This window comes from Acinetobacter sp. CIP 64.7, assembly GCF_000369745.1.
GTDB classification, from domain to species: domain Bacteria; phylum Pseudomonadota; class Gammaproteobacteria; order Pseudomonadales; family Moraxellaceae; genus Acinetobacter; species Acinetobacter fasciculus.
The window spans coordinates 448,774-465,128 of the sequence record NZ_KB850179.1; the positions used below are offsets into that span (position 1 = coordinate 448,774).

The following is a 16,355-nucleotide window of genomic DNA, read 5'->3' on the forward strand; positions in this document are numbered from 1 at the left end:
AATGCATAAAATACTAATTATTGAAGACGACTTTATGATTGCCGAGTCGACTGAAACATTGCTCAAGCTGCATCAGTTTGATGTGCATTGGGTCAATAATGGGATTGAGGGTTTAAAACAGTTACAGCAGCAGGTCTACGATATTGTCCTGCTCGATTTAGGCTTGCCGATGATGGATGGCATGCTGGTGCTAAAAAATATCCGGCAGAAGTTTCCGAATTTACCGGTGCTGATTATCTCCGCCCGGGATCAGTTACAAAACCGGGTAGATGGGCTGAATCAGGGAGCAGATGACTATTTAATCAAGCCTTATGAATTTGACGAGTTGCTGGCCCGTATTCATGCCTTAATACGCCGTTAGGAAAAGACTTCATCCGTACCATACGTGGGCTAGGATATCGTTTAGGATGAGCGCCATGCAGAAACGTTATTCCTTTCAAAAACGTCTGGTTATTTATATTTCACTGTTTAGCGTGGTGCTGGGCTGTGTGCTGATCTTTGCTGCATACCGGATTGCGCTCGAAGAAATTAACGAGGTACTGGATAAACAGATGCAAAGTCTGGCAGAACGTATTTCAGAAAATCATCCGCAACCCTTACAAAGTCAAATCGATCTGGCAAAACAGTACAGTGAAGAAGATTTATTTGTAGATATCTGGTCCTATACAGATACAGCCACTTCCTTGCATCTGCAGGATGTTCTGGTGGCGCCGGTCAGGAAAGCAGGTTTCTACAAGCATCAAACGCCGTATGGAACCTGGTTAACTTATATTATTCCTGCTAAGCAATTACAGATTCAGGTGAGCCAGCAGCAAAATGTCCGGCAGGAACTGGCGCTGGAGCTGGCAGCCAATATGTTTCTTCCTTATGTGCTTTTTTTACCTTTTGCATTATTCGGTTTAGGCTGGATGATCCGGAAAAATTTTCAGCCCCTTAATGATTTTAAAACTGAATTGGCCAGCCGCAAGGCACAAGACTTAAAGCCAATTGCAATGAAAGATTATCCCTTGGAGCTGGAACCGACCATTCAGGAAATGAATTATTTGTTTGGCCGCATTTCTCTGGCCCAACAGGAACAACGTCAATTTGTAGCAGATTCTGCCCATGAATTACGCACGCCACTGACAGCACTAAACTTACAGCTGCAAATTTTGCTACAGCAGTTCCCTCAAAGCGAGTCTATCCATAATTTGAGTCAAGGCATTTTGCGCATGCAGCATCTGGTCAACCAGTTATTGAGTCTGGCAAAACAGGATGTGACCGAAGGTTTAAGCGAACCTGTTCAATTGCTATCACTGAATCAAATGACAGTCACCTGTATCGAAGAACTAATTCAATTGGCGCTACAGAAAGACATTGATTTGGGCGTAGAACAGCAACAGGAACTGCAGATTCAGGGCCAGGTTTCAGCTTTGCACTCGATTATTTATAATTTAATTGATAATGCAATTAAATACAGTCCGAAGGATGGCGTGATCAATGTATCTATTTTCCAGCAAGGACGGCAGGCGGTTTTACAAATTGAAGACAGTGGGGCAGGGATAGATCCTGCTCAATTCAATCAGATCCGGCAACGCTTCTACCGGATACATAACCATGCAGAAATTGGCAGCGGTTTGGGTTTATCCATTGTAGATAAAGCCACCGAGCGCTTGGGTGGAACACTAGAATTTTCGCGAAGTACCAATCTGAGTGGCCTTTGTGTACAGGTCAAGCTTCCTTTAATCGAAGCCTAAGCGAATAAGCTTCTGGTTTTTTTGGAGTTAAGGTTGCCTGATACTAGAGAGTATAGGAGTGGTCTTTTCTATGGGTAGTTTATGGCTAAACAACGTATAGCCAATGACATTCATGCACCAGATAATCCAGCCAGTCCATAAATTATGACTCAGGAAATGTGCTCCGCGCATCATTTGTGCCCAGCCCATGGTCAACCCTAAAATTACTGCAGCGATCAGAAGAAAATAAGCACGCTTGCGGTTAGAAATGCGATAAACAAAATAACCAGCCATCAACGCAAAACCACTAGATGCATGCCCTCCAGGAAAACAGTGGCCCGCAGTAGCACTAAAATCCCACAAAATCCCGTTATGGGTAGGTATGGTCATATCCCAGGGACAGGCATGGGCCGACTGAGATTTTAAAATTCCGATCGAGGCCGTGGTCAGCACTACCATGCTAAAAAAATAGCCAAATTCCCAGCGCCGTATATGCCAGTTTTGCCATTTCAGTGATGCCAGCCAGCCCAGCAATAATGTGATATACACCAGAATCAGCAGGTCTTTCACATAGCGATGATTGAGTTCTGCCAGTGCCCATTGTTGTCGAAGGGGAAATTGACCCTGATCATCGATAAATGGATAGATGAGCTGTAAGTCCAGCACTCCTCCAATGTCAAAGAAGTTGAGAAGAATCAAAAAACTGAAGATTAAAAGTAAAGTTTGGGTCAGTAAAAACCGGGAACGGTCAGTGATCATTTTTAAGTTGTCCATTTCAGGCAGTAGCAAGAGCAGAGGTCAAATCAAATGACCAGCCAAAATGATGCCCCAGGTCAGAGCAATTAAACTGAGTGCTACAAACTGAGCCGCACTGCCCATATCCTTGGCATTTTTAGACAGTTCATGCCGTTCCATGGAAATACGGTCTACCACTGCCTCTATCGCTGAGTTAATCAGTTCAATGATCAACGCCAGTAGGCATACGGCGACCATCAGCGCTTGCTCAGCTGGACTAACCGGCATCCAAAAACTTAGAGGAATCAAAATAAGGTTGATCAGCAGAATTTGCCGGAAGGCAGCCTCATTTTGAAAGGCGGTTTTAAAACCAGCCAGGGAATAACGGGTCGCATTAAAAATACGCTGCGTTCCTGAGGTGCCTTTATAAGGTGAGCGGTAGGAAGACATAGAACAGTTTCAGTTAACAAGAGATAGGATTAACTTAAATTTTCAATCTTAAAATGTTCTTAAAAAACCGGCCGTTCTCTGGATTTTTTATACACACAGCTTTTACATTCTTTTGCACAAAATTAAGAATTTTTTAAGTTTGGACTTCTATCTTGAGTAGCAAGTTAATTTCGTGGTGTGAGCCAAATGATCAAGTTCAGTTTTGATCCTTATTTATCTAGTCAGATTCACTTTCTAAATACATATTTCAAGCAGCCTGAATATAAAAAACAAATCCATCACAATAAATTTTTAGTACAAGTACCTCCGGCGTATCCGGTAATTTCAGCACAGGATCAATCGCTACATTTGACGGTCAAAACTGTAGAACAAAGCGAGACACCTGAACGCCGTAGCCTGGAACATTTTATTCAGGAAAAATATCAGCAAGTCCATCAGGCCACTGTATCGAGCTTCTCTTCGACCCTGTTTGCCGGTTATCACGGTGCCGAGATGCAGGTGGTGAATGCAGCATTTAAATCAATTTAATGCCTTTCTGGAACAGTATCTCGATGAACCAATTGAAAATATTCTTGGCAAGCTCAGCCAGACCACGGTCAGCCGAGACAAAGTAGTAGAAATTGGCAATCTGGCAGCACTAGATATGGACAAAGCCAAACTGATGGTGGCCTTTCTGGTTTTTCATCTCTCGCAGCAACACATCGAATGGGCAGTATGTACCGGAACAACTGCAGTACGTTATGTGTTGCAACAGATGGGATTACGTTTTCATGTGCTTGAAAAGGCTGATCCGCAAGTCCTAGGAGATGCACAGCACCTGTGGGGCAGCTATTACCAGCAGAAACCTTATGTGCTGGCGATTGATGTGGCAGAGGCCTTACAAGTCGCTCGTCAACTTTATCAATTTAGTCATTAAAGCATTTTGCTTGATTACCGAGGCACAGAATTTAAATGATGACTGCTTTATTTGAACGTATCAGCCTACAAGCACACCAGTATCCGCAGCGAGAAGCTGTGGTTACCGCACAGGCAACACTGAGCTATGCGGAACTACAACGGCGGATAGAATTATTGAGTGCCAGTTTCATGCAGCTTAATCTGCGACGTCTGACCTTATGGGGCGTGAACAGCATCGACTGGATTGTGGTCGATCTTGCCGCACAAAAAGCCGGCATGACCGTGATTCCGGTGCCTCTGTTTTTTACTGCAGCGCAGGTACGGCATCTGCTTTCCGACAGCCGAACCGAGCTGCTCTGTATTCTGGATGAATCTTTCTCTGCACCAGAATGGCTGTTAAATCTAGCTAAAGACATGAGTAGAGATGAGATTTCCATTTAATTCAATTTTCTTCTAAAAATTTCAAAATTCACTTTTATGGACAAGGAAGATATGAACTTATGGTTAAGTGTATCTTATTTAACATAATATACATTATACGAAATACTATTGTTAGAACCCATTTAAAGTGTCTATATTCTCACCAATAAAAATGTCTGGTTTATGATGGTTTTTATCACCATGGACTGGATATAAAATATAGATGCTGATCACTATGTCTGATAAAGAAATTCAACGTCTTGCAGTTCTGCAAGACGTTAGAGATCATCGTATTACCCAGGTCCGTGCTGCTGAAATCCTGAATCTTTCCACCCGTCAAATTACCCGGTTATTGCAGAAGCTCAATCAAGATGGTGTCTCAGGTATGGCACATGCCAGTCGTGGTCAACCGGGTCATCGTCGCCATGACGTCCTGTTAAAATCAGAATGTCTTTCCATTATTTCTGAACATTTACTTGGCTTTGGTCCTACATTGGCTCATGAGAAGCTCAGCAGCATGTTTGGCCTGCATATCCCGGTAGAAACGGTTCGTCGCTGGATGACTGCAAATGACCTCTGGATTCCTCGATCCAAGCGCCTGAAACGTCCGTATCAGCCTAGATATAACCGTGATTGCTTCGGTGAGCTGATCCAGATCGATGGCTCATATCATGACTGGTTTGAAGGTCGAGCTTCCAAATGCTGCTTGCTAGTTTATATCGATGACGCCACTGGAAAGCTGTTGCATCTGCGCTTTTGTGAGGCTGAAACGACCTTTGATTATATGCTTTCAACCCGAGCCTACATTGAGCAATACGGCAAGCCTTTAGCGTTTTATAGCGATAAACACTCGGTATTCCGAGTGAATCAGAAATCGAGCCAAGATAGCCAGATCACGCAATTTGGGCGGATTCTGAATGAGTTAAATATTGATATTATCTTCGCCAACTCACCCCAGGCCAAAGGCCGTGTGGAACGTGCCAATAGAACACTCCAGGATCGCCTGATCAAGGAAATGCGCCTAGAAGGTATCTGTTCAATTGCCGAGGCAAATGCCTGGCTGCCCTGCTTTATTGAGCATTTCAATCAGAAGTTTGCCAAGTGTGCGCGAGACTCAAAGAATTTACATCGGCCATTAACCGAATCTCATCTTGAACTGGATGATATTTTTACCTGGCAGGAACTGCGTAAGGTCACCAAGAATCTGACCCTGACCTATGACAAATGTATTTATCTGCTTGAACCGACAGAGCTGAATCATAAGCTTGTTGGGCAATATATTTCATTTCTGGAGTACCCGGATGGGACTGTGGCCCTCATGCACGAGGGACGAAAGCTCAACTACAGCATTTTCAATAAATTAGCTGGGCTACAGCAGAATGAGATCGTTGAGAATAAACGGTTAGGTACAGTTCTGGCACATATTCAGCAACAGCATGAAGAGTTGGAAAAACAGAATAAACGTTCCCGTCTCAAGAAAAGTATGCCGAGTTGTAAAGCTCAGAAAGCTGTTATTGAACAAAGAAAGTTAAATCCTGTGCTTGACTCTTGTGGTTAAAAACAGGACATTTTAAATGGTTTATCGCATAGACATTTTAATTGGTGAATAACACAACCTAACGCCAATCTCAACTTAAAATAAGATTTTCGAATTGAATTGGTGAATGACCAAGCTTTTTATTTAGCACCACACAAATTGTATGCGACAGAATTTTACGAGTTATGCGGTGGGTTAAATGCCATAGATCTTTTGCCCTCACTTTCTGAATGTGAAAGCGATCTGTTAATTGACCAATCACTGTTTCAATCTTTCTTCTGGCTTTCATCAGTATTTGCAGTGTCTCTTTAGGTCTGAAATCTATCATGTTTTTTCTAAAGGGTGTTTGTAAATCAATACCCTGATATTCATAATATCGTTTCAATTCTGGTCTTAAATAGCCCTTATCTGCTCCCAGTAAACCGTAAATATCATTCGTAATTTCAGGTGCAACATCTCGCTCATCACAATGAGCAGGTGCAAAGGTATAACCCGAAATCATGCCTGAAAGATTAATGACGATATGAGCTTTGAAACCATAATATTTTTCTTGTTTTGCAGCACAATAACTAAAACCTGCGTATTCTTTAAAGTTTTTATGCTTTCTAGCTCTGGTATAACTACAGACAGGGAGTGGGAAGCCATCAATAAAGTGAATGTTATCTGAACCATAACGCTGAATGAGCTGTGCCATAATGGATTGACTGACATGCCACAGGTTTGCACAATGTTTACAGAAATTGGGATAAGATCCTAATTTTGGAAACCATTCTAACCAATTGTTTTTGAAATACATCCAAATATTTTTGTCTGTATCTAAACCAAGAAATTCACCTACTATTTGCATAGTGATGATTTCTGCATCAGTAACAGCAGGCGGAAAACCACGAGTTCTCAGGGGCTGAGTAACAACAATGGGATAAAGTTCTTCTATGATTACATAGACAAAAATGATAAATTCTTCAATGGACATAACTTTGCTTTAATTTCTTGGTGGAAACTAAAATAGGGTTATGTCCTTTTTATTTCAATCACTTAAAAAGTTGAGATTGGGGTACAACCTAATATGTTCATATAACTGCATTCACCATATACTTATAGCTGCTGCTCAAGCAACTTAAACGTTAAAGCACTTCAAATTCAATCCGACGATTTCTCTTGCGACCATCAGCTGTTGCATTATCCGCTACAGGTTTACTTGAACCTGAGCCTTTAGTACTCAGTAAATGTGTTGGAACATTTTTTGCGATTAAATAAGATTTCACTGCTTCTGCACGTTGCTGACTCAACATGAGATTTTTATTAATATCGCCTGAACTATCCGTATGTCCAATAATCCGTATTTTTTTGCCGCTAACCTTATTTAAGGCACTGACCATTTCATCCAGAATTTGTATACCTGAGGTTGCTAATACTGCACTGCCAGATTCAAATTCAATAATCCGGTTCTTTAATGCAGCATCAATAATCCGCTGTTCGGCCTGATTGACTGAAAGCTGTGCATTTAAACGATAATTTTCAGGTATTAAACCCTTAAATTTTTCTGTAGTATCCTGAATTTCATAAAAATTTGATACTTTACCCGTTAGCTTAATATCAGAACCTTTAACCGTTAACGTTCCCTGTTTAACTTTTTTAAGGTCTTTATTAATCACATCACTGACTATATTCGACCAATCCGTTGATGCCACTACTTGACGAATCTGAATGCGATCTATCACATTTTCCTGACCATAATTTGAATGCAATTTCGCCAAAATAGCTTGCTTACTATTGTTATTCGGTACATTACCTTCAGCAATTACAGGTTGTGCATGCACATTAAAACCAATTAAAAAACAGGATAAAATAATGATTTTATTTAACTTTAAGTATTTATTTTTTATTTTCATTTTATGCTTCTATAAATGTTTATTTAATTAATTTAATGCCTTGAGTCAGGCTCATCTGATTTTCAGTTAAAGACTATTCTAGTGCCGCCAACCTTGAATTATTTTCTACATTAAAATTAGTTGTTTTTAATTCATATCAATTCACCCACGTGATCCATTTACAATATAATTGATTGATCAATGTCATGGCGCTGAAGTTCCTATGTTTGCAGCAGCCGTGGTAGTTGTCTGAACAGTTTTTCCTGATATCGTCTTATTCTGAGCTGCGACCACTCTTACTGCTTTATTCGAAACCACCTGATCCACCAACTGCAAATTACTATAACTTGGATTACTTCCGATAGAACTTGTATTATTCCCACTCACCAACCGAAAATTGGTCTTCACAAATAGTTCAGGATTCTCTTTACTGCGCCAGACCATTTCAAAAATATTGCCTTTTTGTGTACGCTGAGCACTATCAATCAAACGATTGATTCCATATTCCCCAGGCTCATCAAAAATGGTATGGGTCTTCCCTTCCAAATCAATCACCGTGATCCGTGCGCCTGGAATTGCGCCGGAATTTGGCCAGATAAAATTCACCCATTGTTGAATTCCGTTTTCAAATAGCATTCTTTGTCCATCAATATCAATGGTATAAGCCAATAAATGAGCCTGTTCCAGTGGGTAAAACTGGAAATTAGATTGATTGGGTCTCACTGCCTGACGACTGGTATTATTTAACTCACCAGTTGCCATACCATTCACAGGCGCGACATAATTTTGAAAGTTTGCAACAAACACAGGATTTAGATTAAGCCCTAAATCTTGCCAGGTTTTCGAGCTTAAGCTATAGCCACGACGGATCACTAAGGGATCAAGATGCTCTTTGACAAAACGGGAAATACTGCCATTTTCACCAAAAATCTGATTAATTTCTTGAGAGGTTGCCTGTAAGCTACCTTGACTGCTAAACGGATATTTTTGCGATAAATTTGCATTAAATGGTTGATAGGCCTGTATTAGCCAGAGTTCGTTCATTTCAGCTTGTGCCGGAAGCATCAGACTTTCAAAGGAACGTGTGAGAGGAACACTAAACAACTTCTTAATCAGCTGTTGATCCAGCTCATGGGTTCCTACCGACATTTTCTCATCCACAAACTTTTGAGTGATATTAAAGATAGAATTCTGCTCATCAACGGTCTGCTTAAGGAGCATCATGCTCGCCGGACCAATATCTCCAGAACTTTTTAGATCATTAAAGCGACTCCGTATCTTGGCCAGAGATTGCATATACTCATCCAGCAGCGACCGGTTCTGCAAATCATCTCGTGTACGTACAATCTGGTAGAAGATCTGAAAGTCTTTGGCAATCATCCCCTGAGAGAAAGTCGATGCAGAATTCTGTGCCAACTTGCCATCATGACGTTGCAATATCTTGCGTTTAAACCAGGCAATAAAACCTTTTTGTGGAACCGCCAACTCAGCTTGTACCATTGGATTATCCCAGCTGGTTTCTTGCGCTACCCGTTGTATGACTTTACGAATCGGTGAGTTTTCTGGTTCGCTAAGAATATCTATCTGATATGTTTGCTGATTAAAGTCACCGGCCTTGGCATAATAAATGGCACCCAAGAATTTACGCCATTCGCTGATATATTCTTTTTTATACATTTCAGTCAGCTGGCGTCGAATTTGTTCAGGACTGCCACTAAAACTCAAATCATCAGACTGTGATGTATTAAGTACCCAATCTTTACTTTCAGTTGGGCTTTGCGCCGCGGTTTCTATGGCAGGTTGTACATATTCGTTCCAGGCTTGATAGCTATAAAAACCGGGTAAGGCATAACTTCCCAACATGGTTGTCTGAGCATTCTCGGTTTAAAGAAAACAGCTGAAATGGCGCATCAACTCATTCATGAAGGACAATTACAGACTCAAACATTTCAGCCTTGAGTGCGAAATCGTAAATTAATTTAGAAAAGTCTGCATATGTTTAATGACTTCATCTGGTTTTTCACCATGCAGCCAATGTCCTGTATTTTCAATGCATTCAATTTTCGCCTGAGAAAATTGTTCATTGATTGCCGCAAAATGTTCAGGTTTTGAGATATAAAAAGAATTACCGCCACGAAGAAATAAAGCTGGCAGATTAATTTTTTCGACCTTTTCCCAATCCATAATATCTGGATAATGATCAAATAAAGCCTGAACATTAAAGAGCCACTGCCCTTTATTAAAGGATTTTAATAAAAACTGAATTACCATTTCTTCATCAATGTATTCACGCATAATTTTTGCTGCCTCAAGTCGTGAAGCAACATTTGCTTGCTGCACCGCAAATAAAGCTTTAAAAATCTCAGTATGATGACTCTCATGATATTGGATTGGTGTAATATCCAGGACGACCAACCTTTCAGTTTGTACACGGGCTAAATCAGCCAATTTCATGGCAATTTTCCCACCCATGGAATGCCCTACTACTACGAACTTTTGAATATTTAAACTGGATAAAGTTTCTAGGACATCTTCAGCCATAAGCTGATAATTTAAGTCTGAACTATGAGCAGAAAGACCATGATTGCATACATCAAGTTGGATCACGGTTCTTTGCTCAGAAAAATATCGAGCTAGTACGCCTAAATTACTTAAACTACCGAATAAACCATGAATGAAGACCATTGGAGATAGTACTGACGTTTCGTGGTGTTGAAGTTGATAATTTAGGATCATTTGAGAATTCCATGATTTCTTTGTTTAAGTGTTTATAGTGGGTTTATATTTGGAATTAATCAATTGCGAAATTTTTAAATATAAAATCCTGCTTAGGCTATTTTATGGGGATATATTTTGCTTAGGCTAAATAATTCATAAACGAATCATAAGTATTTAAAATTACGATTTTAGATCTGGATGGATATTTGGCTATCTATAAATATGAAAGAAGATGGGCAGAGTAAAACTTGAAGTGCGACATAAACCACCTAATTAATTTAAAGGGTTTATGGAGTATATAAAATTGTCATACCATCATCTTAACTTTGAAGATCGTACTGCATTAATGCTTGAGTCAAGAAAAGAAGGCTTTTCAGCCAGAAAATTTGCTGAACTCATTAAAAGACATCCTAGTACGATCTATCGTGAGCTTAAAAGAAATAGCATCAATGACGTTTATCAAGCTCAATATGCTTCTGATAACACCTTCGCTAGACGTAGACGTGGTCACAGAAAACTCAAAATCGATTCAATCCTCTGGAAATTTATTGTTGAAGCGATCCGTTGTTTATGGTCTCCTCAGCAAATAGCAAAGCGTTTAAAGACATTTCCTGATTTGGATCAAACAATGAATGTAAGCCATACAACGATTTATTCAACGATACGAGCATTACCAAAGGGTGAGTTGAAAAAAGACTTATTATCCTGTCTGCGTCATGAAAATAAAAAGCGAAAAGCTAACGGTGAACCTAAAAAAGATTCTATATTACAGGATATTAAAACTATTCATGAGCGCCCAGCCGAAGTTCAAGAAAGAAAAATACCGGGTCATTGGGAAGCTGATTTAATTAAAGGTAAAGACAATAAAAGTTCGATAGCAACACTTATTGAACGAAATACACGGCTCTGTATCTTGGCAACATTACCTGATGCAAAGGCAGAATCAGTGCGCAAGGCTTTAACTGAAGCTCTGAAATATTTACCTGCAGAACTGCGTAAAACGTTGACCTATGACCGTGGACGCGAGATGGCAGAACATAAAATACTTGAAGAAGATTTAGGCATAGATGTATATTTCTGTGACCCACATTCACCCTGGCAAAAAGGCACATGCGAAAATATGAATGGTTTAATTAGGCAATATTTACCTAAAGGGATTGATTTAAATCAGGCAGATCAGCATTATTTAAATCAAGTTGCCATGTCACTGAATACTCGTCCTAGAAAAGCGTTAGATTGGCTTACACCATTAGAGAAATTTGCTCAGCTTGTTGATTATCATAAGACTTTTCAAACTGTCGCACCTCATGTTTGAATTCGCCATGGTTGAGTTGTGGTGCAGACTAAATAAAATTAATGAAAATCTAAAACTGGGATTTAATAACATGTAAACCACTTTTAGGTCAGAGTGTTTCTTAAACTAACTCGCTGTTATTACCCAAATAGACTGAGGTAATTTTGAAAATATTGTTTTTAATTATTTATTGCTTATTATTTATCAAAAAATGACTATTCATAAGTAGCTTATTAATCCACTTGATTCTGTTTAGAATAATACGTCTTAAGTCCAAATGAGTTACAGGTAGTAAACATCAACATTATAAATTTCCCCTCTCTCCCTTTCTTGATAAAGTTGTTAAAATTATGTATTGCTTAGGCTATTTTAGTATCTTAATATGCTTAAATTAGTAGCTTATATAAGCGTGCAATCACGCTATCCTACTTAAATTGTTCTGTTCAAGAAATACACCGCATAAATAAGACATTTTTTAGAAATTACAAAACCACGATTATTCATTTATTCTTATCAATAGATTGAATACAGTGGATATATCCCCGAGGTATGAGGTATTCACATTAAAATAAATTTTAATTAACTTAACAAACTCTTTATCAAATGATATTCGGGAGATGGTCTTTCAGGTTTTAATATCTATAAAATTTGATTGTGAAATAGACTTAGATACTTTATTTTTATTCCACTGCGAAAAACTTTCAAGATAAAAAAGTAGTTTATAACTTATTCTACTTCCCTATTTTTACAAAATACGCTCGCCGTCATTCCAGATTTAGTCAAACTTTGATCCTGCCGCTCAAGAAAATTTCTGGCAATCATAGACATCGTAGGTGCCATATTCAGACTGCTGTTTTCTTCGGACACCTTTTGAATATCCTGATAGGCTTTCAGTCGCTTGCAGAAAGCCTGGCGTTGAGTTTGGGCATCTGCCTTTTGATCATCTTCATCTAAAATATGTTTGGTTTCATTCACGATTTTAGTCTGTGTTGAAATAAACTCATCATAGGCACTTTGTGAAAGCGGCTGTGCGAAGACTACGCTACTCAGTCCTAATAATAATCCAGCACAAATGAAAGATGATTTTTTTAGCATTTAAATTTCTTCTTTCCAGACATCTTCATAATCATCGGCATCGATCATGAAACGAAAACCTGTTTCCAGAGCCAGATACGATAAAACTTCTGGTGCAATGTCCTGTAATTCACGTACTGTCATGGTTTCAAAAGTTTCTTCACTTGAAGGTTCTCCACCATAAATATACCAGCTAATATTTTCAGCCGTTTCAGGCTTTTTACGGATGCCGACAATTGGATCCTGTTTCAAGGTATGTACGGCCACGGCAACCACATCATCACCACTCACTTCAACATAAGCCGAACCTACTTCTTCACAGAGCAGTTTTTGTTCCGCGATCAGTTCTTGTAAAGGTGACAGGTTTTGCGTGTTTTTCGACATTCGGTCTTACTCATCATTCATTAGCGCGCTATTTTAACTTAATTTTAATGAAGCTGATTGGGATTTCGTCGAGATCTAAAAAATATCTGCCCTTAAACCGTGTTAAGCGCAGATATGGATCTCAGCTTATTGGAAGACTTTAAAGCGCTCTTCATCCGCCAGATAATCTTTGGCACGTGGCTCGCCTTCTATCGAACCAAAGACCAACTGTGCACGCAACTTCCAGTTCGATGGAATGTCCCATTCCGCATGTACCTGTTCATCCACGATCGGATTGTAGTGCTGCAATGATGCACCCAGACCTTCTGTATGCAATGCTGTCCACGTTGCAAATTGCGCGATCGCAGTCGAATGCTCTGCCCAGATTGGAAAGTTATCAGCATAAGATGGGAATTGTTCCTGTAAGCCTTCTATAACTGTTTGATCTTCAAAAAATAAAACAGTGCCTAGCCCTGCCGCAAAACTTGCCATTTTTGCTGTGGTTCTTGCAGCGCTTTCTTCATCTTTGGCATAGCTTTTTAATTTATCTGCGACGAAGCCCCAGAACTTTTCATGTTCCGAATTGAATAAAATGACGGCGCGTGAAGACTGAGAATTGAAAGAAGATGGGCTCTGCTTAATTGCAGTCTGAATCAAATCAGTTAGATGTTCAGGAGATTGTTCAACATTCTTGGCAATGGCATAAATAGTACGGCGTTTAGTAATTAAATCTAAAAACTGATTCGACATTTTTGAAAATCCTGGGATATATCTTCGGGAAAATTTGAACCTTCAGTTATTTTTATGAAGGATAGCTAATCAATGGAGCTTTTGCTTTAACGTGAGATAAAGCCTATATACCTTAAAAAATAATGGACTCAATTACTAGGCTATTTAATTGATATTTTTATATATTTTTTAGCTAAAAATGATCATTTTCATCTATTTTTTGAACAATCGTTAAAACTACTGCCCTATGCGAGTGCCTGACGCTAAACAATGGTTCAACATGCGCTATTATTGATCAAAATTTTAAGAATAAAGACCTTCAATCACCAAATTTAATCTTGCTTAGGCTATTCTAAGAGAGAGCACATCATGAAATAAATCTCATCTTGCAGATAAAAATTAATCCCCCGAAATTGGAGGATTAATTTTATAATTAAAAGCTAAAAAACCGATTTAAAACTTCGCGTTCAGCACCTGAGCAGATACTTTAGTCTTCCAGAGCTCACGTAAAATCGGTAAATAGAATTTCTCACCGAGTTCCACCAGTTCTGCATCAATCAGAGCATGCATCTCATGCATAAACAAATAATCCAGTTCAACTGTGGTTAGCTTAGTCTGCTGTTTTTGATAGTCTTTGCGTTTCTGTTGGGCTTGTTTAACCAGACGATCCGCAAATGCTTTATGTTTAAACTGGGTAATTGCTTTTAAACGCAGTTCGATAATACCCCATCCTGTTAAAAACATCTGGAAGGTCTCAAAATCATCGCTGGTCGATTCCCAAGACATTTCTTCCAGATTTTCATTATCCGGAAGCACAGGTAAAAGAAGTTCCATCACACTTGGGAAAATCTTTTTAAAATTCAGAATAAATTTAACAGGATGCTCACTTGGATAATCCTTGAATTGCACCTTTCTTTGAACATCTGTTAAATAAATATCAAGCATAAAACAATCATCAGTGGTTAATCTCATCTAGCACTATTGTACGCAACTCTGCCTGAGATAAAAACCACTGCTGACTATTCCATGATAAAAAGGCGTAAAGATTGAAAATAAAAGTGCTCCGGCCCTTATTTAGCATTCGGTGAGACCATCTGTTCAGGACGCACCACTTCATCAAACTGTTCAGCGGTGACTAAACCCAGTTCAACAGCCACCTGTTTTAAGGTTTTTCCTTCCTTATAAGCTGTTTTGGCAACCTTGGCTGCATTCTCATAACCAATGACCGGATTCAATGCCGTGACCAGCATTAAAGAATCATGCAGGAAATGTTCAATTTTCTCATGATTCGGCTCAATGCCTACGGCGCAATGATCATTAAAACTGTTACACGCATCGCCTAAAAGCTGGATGGATTGCAACAGATTATAGGCAATGACCGGCATAAATACATTCAGTTCAAAGTTACCTGATGCACCTGCCACGTTAATGGTGGTGTCATTTCCGAGAACTTGCGCGACCACCATCGTCATCGCTTCACTTTGCGTCGGGTTCACCTTACCCGGCATGATGCTAGAACCCGGTTCATTTTCAGGAATACGCAATTCACCAAAACCACAACGTGGCCCGCTGGCTAGCCAGCGAATATCATTGGCAATCTTATTCAGGCTCACTGCTAAAGTCTTTAATGCACCAGAAGCAAATACCGCAGCATCACGGCCTGCCAAAGCCTCAAACTTGTTTGGCGCAGTTACAAATGGCAAGCCAGTTAATTGTCCCAGGGTTTTAGCAGACTGAACGGCATAATCAGGATGGGCATTCAGACCGGTACCAACCGCTGTACCGCCTAATGGTAATTCATATAGTCCGACCAATGCCTGTTCTAGACGAAGAAGCCCATGATCCAGCTGAGAGACATAACCGCTGAATTCCTGCCCCAAGGTTAAAGGCGTAGCATCTTGTAGATGTGTCCGGCCAATTTTTACAATATCGGCAAAATCCTGAGATTTGGCATATAAAGTATCGCGTAAACGTGTGACAGCCGGAATTAAAAGTTCATTAATCTGCAAGCTCGCAGCCACATGAATCGCAGTTGGAAATGAATCATTGGTAGATTGGGCACGATTGACATGATCATTTGGATGAACCGGTTTTTGTGCCCCTAAATGATTGCCCAATTTCTGGTTGGCAATATTGGCAATCACCTCATTACAGTTCATATTGCTTTGTGTACCTGAACCAGTTTGCCAGACTACCAGTGGAAATTGACTGTCCCATTTCCCGCTGATGACTTCATCTGCCGCATCCACGATATAGCGTGACAGTTCTTGGGGAATCTGGTTTAGCTCGGCATTGGTCAAGGCAGCCGCTTTTTTGACGAGTCCCATGGCACGAATCATTGGCCGTGGCAACCGCTCATTGCCAATTTTGAAATTTTGCAAGCTACGCTGAGTCTGAGCGCCCCATAAAGCCTCACTCGGTACAGCCACCTCTCCCATCGTGTCATGTTCAATACGTGTTTGCATGTTCAACCTCAATTCTTCTTGCCTGTTACTGATTTTAGGAATTTCTATATCAATGATTTAATCTATTTATTTAAAGTAATCGATTAC

Annotated in this window: 16 protein-coding genes and 2 pseudogenes; 7 read left to right on the forward strand and 11 right to left on the reverse strand. The window is 39.8% G+C overall.

Features of this window, described 5'->3' with window-relative positions; all coding sequences use genetic code 11:
- Position 1 precedes the first annotated feature (1 nt).
- Positions 2–358 (forward strand): annotated as a pseudogene (locus F890_RS08435) (response regulator transcription factor); the annotation flags it as partial.
- Positions 359–416: 58 nt separating this feature from the next.
- Positions 417–1,736 carry a sensor histidine kinase gene (locus F890_RS08440; RefSeq protein WP_005266455.1) on the forward strand — a complete coding sequence of 440 codons (1,320 nt, stop codon included), beginning with the start codon at positions 417–419 and terminating at the stop codon, positions 1,734–1,736.
- A 27-nt stretch (positions 1,737–1,763) separates the two neighbouring features.
- Here the strand turns inward: F890_RS08440 and F890_RS08445 are convergent, their stop codons facing one another.
- Positions 1,764–2,474, reverse strand: a complete 711-nt coding sequence (locus tag F890_RS08445; protein WP_005100420.1) for a phosphatase PAP2 family protein — start codon at positions 2,472–2,474, stop codon at positions 1,764–1,766.
- A 39-nt stretch (positions 2,475–2,513) separates the two neighbouring features.
- Positions 2,514–2,900 carry a diacylglycerol kinase gene (locus F890_RS08450; protein ID WP_004729795.1) on the reverse strand — a complete coding sequence of 129 codons (387 nt, stop codon included), beginning with the start codon at positions 2,898–2,900 and terminating at the stop codon, positions 2,514–2,516.
- Positions 2,901–3,086: 186 nt separating this feature from the next.
- Between F890_RS08450 and F890_RS19230 the strand changes: the two genes are divergently transcribed.
- From F890_RS19230 to F890_RS08470, 4 genes are all read left to right on the forward strand, one after another.
- Entirely contained in the window at positions 3,087–3,428 is a 342-nt protein-coding gene (locus F890_RS19230) for a thermostable hemolysin (protein ID WP_004729797.1), read from the forward strand.
- Positions 3,406–3,816: a thermostable hemolysin gene (locus F890_RS19235; protein ID WP_004729798.1), complete on the forward strand. Its 411-nt coding sequence runs from the start codon at positions 3,406–3,408 to the stop codon at positions 3,814–3,816. Before F890_RS19230 ends, F890_RS19235 begins: the two co-directional genes overlap by 23 nt.
- Before the next feature lie 35 nt (positions 3,817–3,851).
- Positions 3,852–4,238, forward strand: a complete 387-nt coding sequence (locus F890_RS08465) for an AMP-binding protein (protein WP_004729800.1) — start codon at positions 3,852–3,854, stop codon at positions 4,236–4,238.
- Positions 4,239–4,440: 202 nt separating this feature from the next.
- The gene (locus F890_RS08470) at positions 4,441–5,775 is read left to right on the forward strand and encodes an ISNCY family transposase (RefSeq protein WP_004646891.1); all 1,335 of its coding nucleotides are present in this window, start codon (positions 4,441–4,443) and stop codon (positions 5,773–5,775) included.
- Positions 5,776–5,845: 70 nt separating this feature from the next.
- Here F890_RS08470 and F890_RS08475 read toward each other — a convergent pair whose 3' ends face one another.
- The 4 genes and pseudogenes from F890_RS08475 to F890_RS08490 all read right to left on the reverse strand — a co-directional run bounded on the left by F890_RS08475 (position 5,846) and on the right by F890_RS08490 (position 10,361).
- Positions 5,846–6,727 (reverse strand): IS982-like element ISAba9 family transposase, encoded by an 882-nt coding sequence (locus F890_RS08475; protein ID WP_004282326.1) that lies wholly within the window; start codon positions 6,725–6,727, stop codon positions 5,846–5,848.
- 151 nt (positions 6,728–6,878) lie between these two features.
- Complete coding sequence (locus tag F890_RS08480; protein WP_004280226.1) at positions 6,879–7,646, reverse strand: OmpA family protein; 768 nt, start codon at positions 7,644–7,646, stop codon at positions 6,879–6,881.
- A 183-nt stretch (positions 7,647–7,829) separates the two neighbouring features.
- Positions 7,830–9,506 (reverse strand): annotated as a pseudogene (locus tag F890_RS08485) (ImcF-related family protein); the annotation flags it as partial.
- Positions 9,507–9,599: 93 nt separating this feature from the next.
- Entirely contained in the window at positions 9,600–10,361 is a 762-nt protein-coding gene (locus tag F890_RS08490; RefSeq protein WP_005107025.1) for an alpha/beta fold hydrolase, read from the reverse strand.
- 328 nt (positions 10,362–10,689) lie between these two features.
- On the opposite strand from F890_RS08490, the gene F890_RS08495 reads away from it, so the two are divergent.
- The gene (locus F890_RS08495; protein WP_081398964.1) at positions 10,690–11,658 is read left to right on the forward strand and encodes an IS30 family transposase; all 969 of its coding nucleotides are present in this window, start codon (positions 10,690–10,692) and stop codon (positions 11,656–11,658) included.
- 705 nt (positions 11,659–12,363) lie between these two features.
- On the opposite strand, the gene F890_RS08500 is transcribed toward F890_RS08495, so the two are convergent.
- The 5 genes from F890_RS08500 to fumC all read right to left on the reverse strand — a co-directional run bounded on the left by F890_RS08500 (position 12,364) and on the right by fumC (position 16,268).
- The gene (locus tag F890_RS08500) at positions 12,364–12,732 is read right to left on the reverse strand and encodes a hypothetical protein (RefSeq protein ID WP_005266461.1); all 369 of its coding nucleotides are present in this window, start codon (positions 12,730–12,732) and stop codon (positions 12,364–12,366) included.
- Positions 12,733–13,095, reverse strand: coding sequence for an immunity protein Imm33 domain-containing protein (locus tag F890_RS08505; RefSeq protein ID WP_005266463.1), 363 nt, complete (start codon positions 13,093–13,095; stop codon positions 12,733–12,735). It lies immediately after the preceding gene.
- 126 nt (positions 13,096–13,221) lie between these two features.
- Positions 13,222–13,824, reverse strand: a complete 603-nt coding sequence (locus tag F890_RS08510) for a nitroreductase family protein (RefSeq protein ID WP_005107029.1) — start codon at positions 13,822–13,824, stop codon at positions 13,222–13,224.
- Positions 13,825–14,256: 432 nt separating this feature from the next.
- Positions 14,257–14,748, reverse strand: a complete 492-nt coding sequence (locus tag F890_RS08515; RefSeq protein ID WP_005246483.1) for a hypothetical protein — start codon at positions 14,746–14,748, stop codon at positions 14,257–14,259.
- Between the two features lie 125 nt (positions 14,749–14,873).
- Entirely contained in the window at positions 14,874–16,268 is a 1,395-nt protein-coding gene (fumC, locus tag F890_RS08520; protein WP_004280213.1) for a class II fumarate hydratase, read from the reverse strand.
- Between the last annotated feature and the right edge of the window lie 87 nt (positions 16,269–16,355).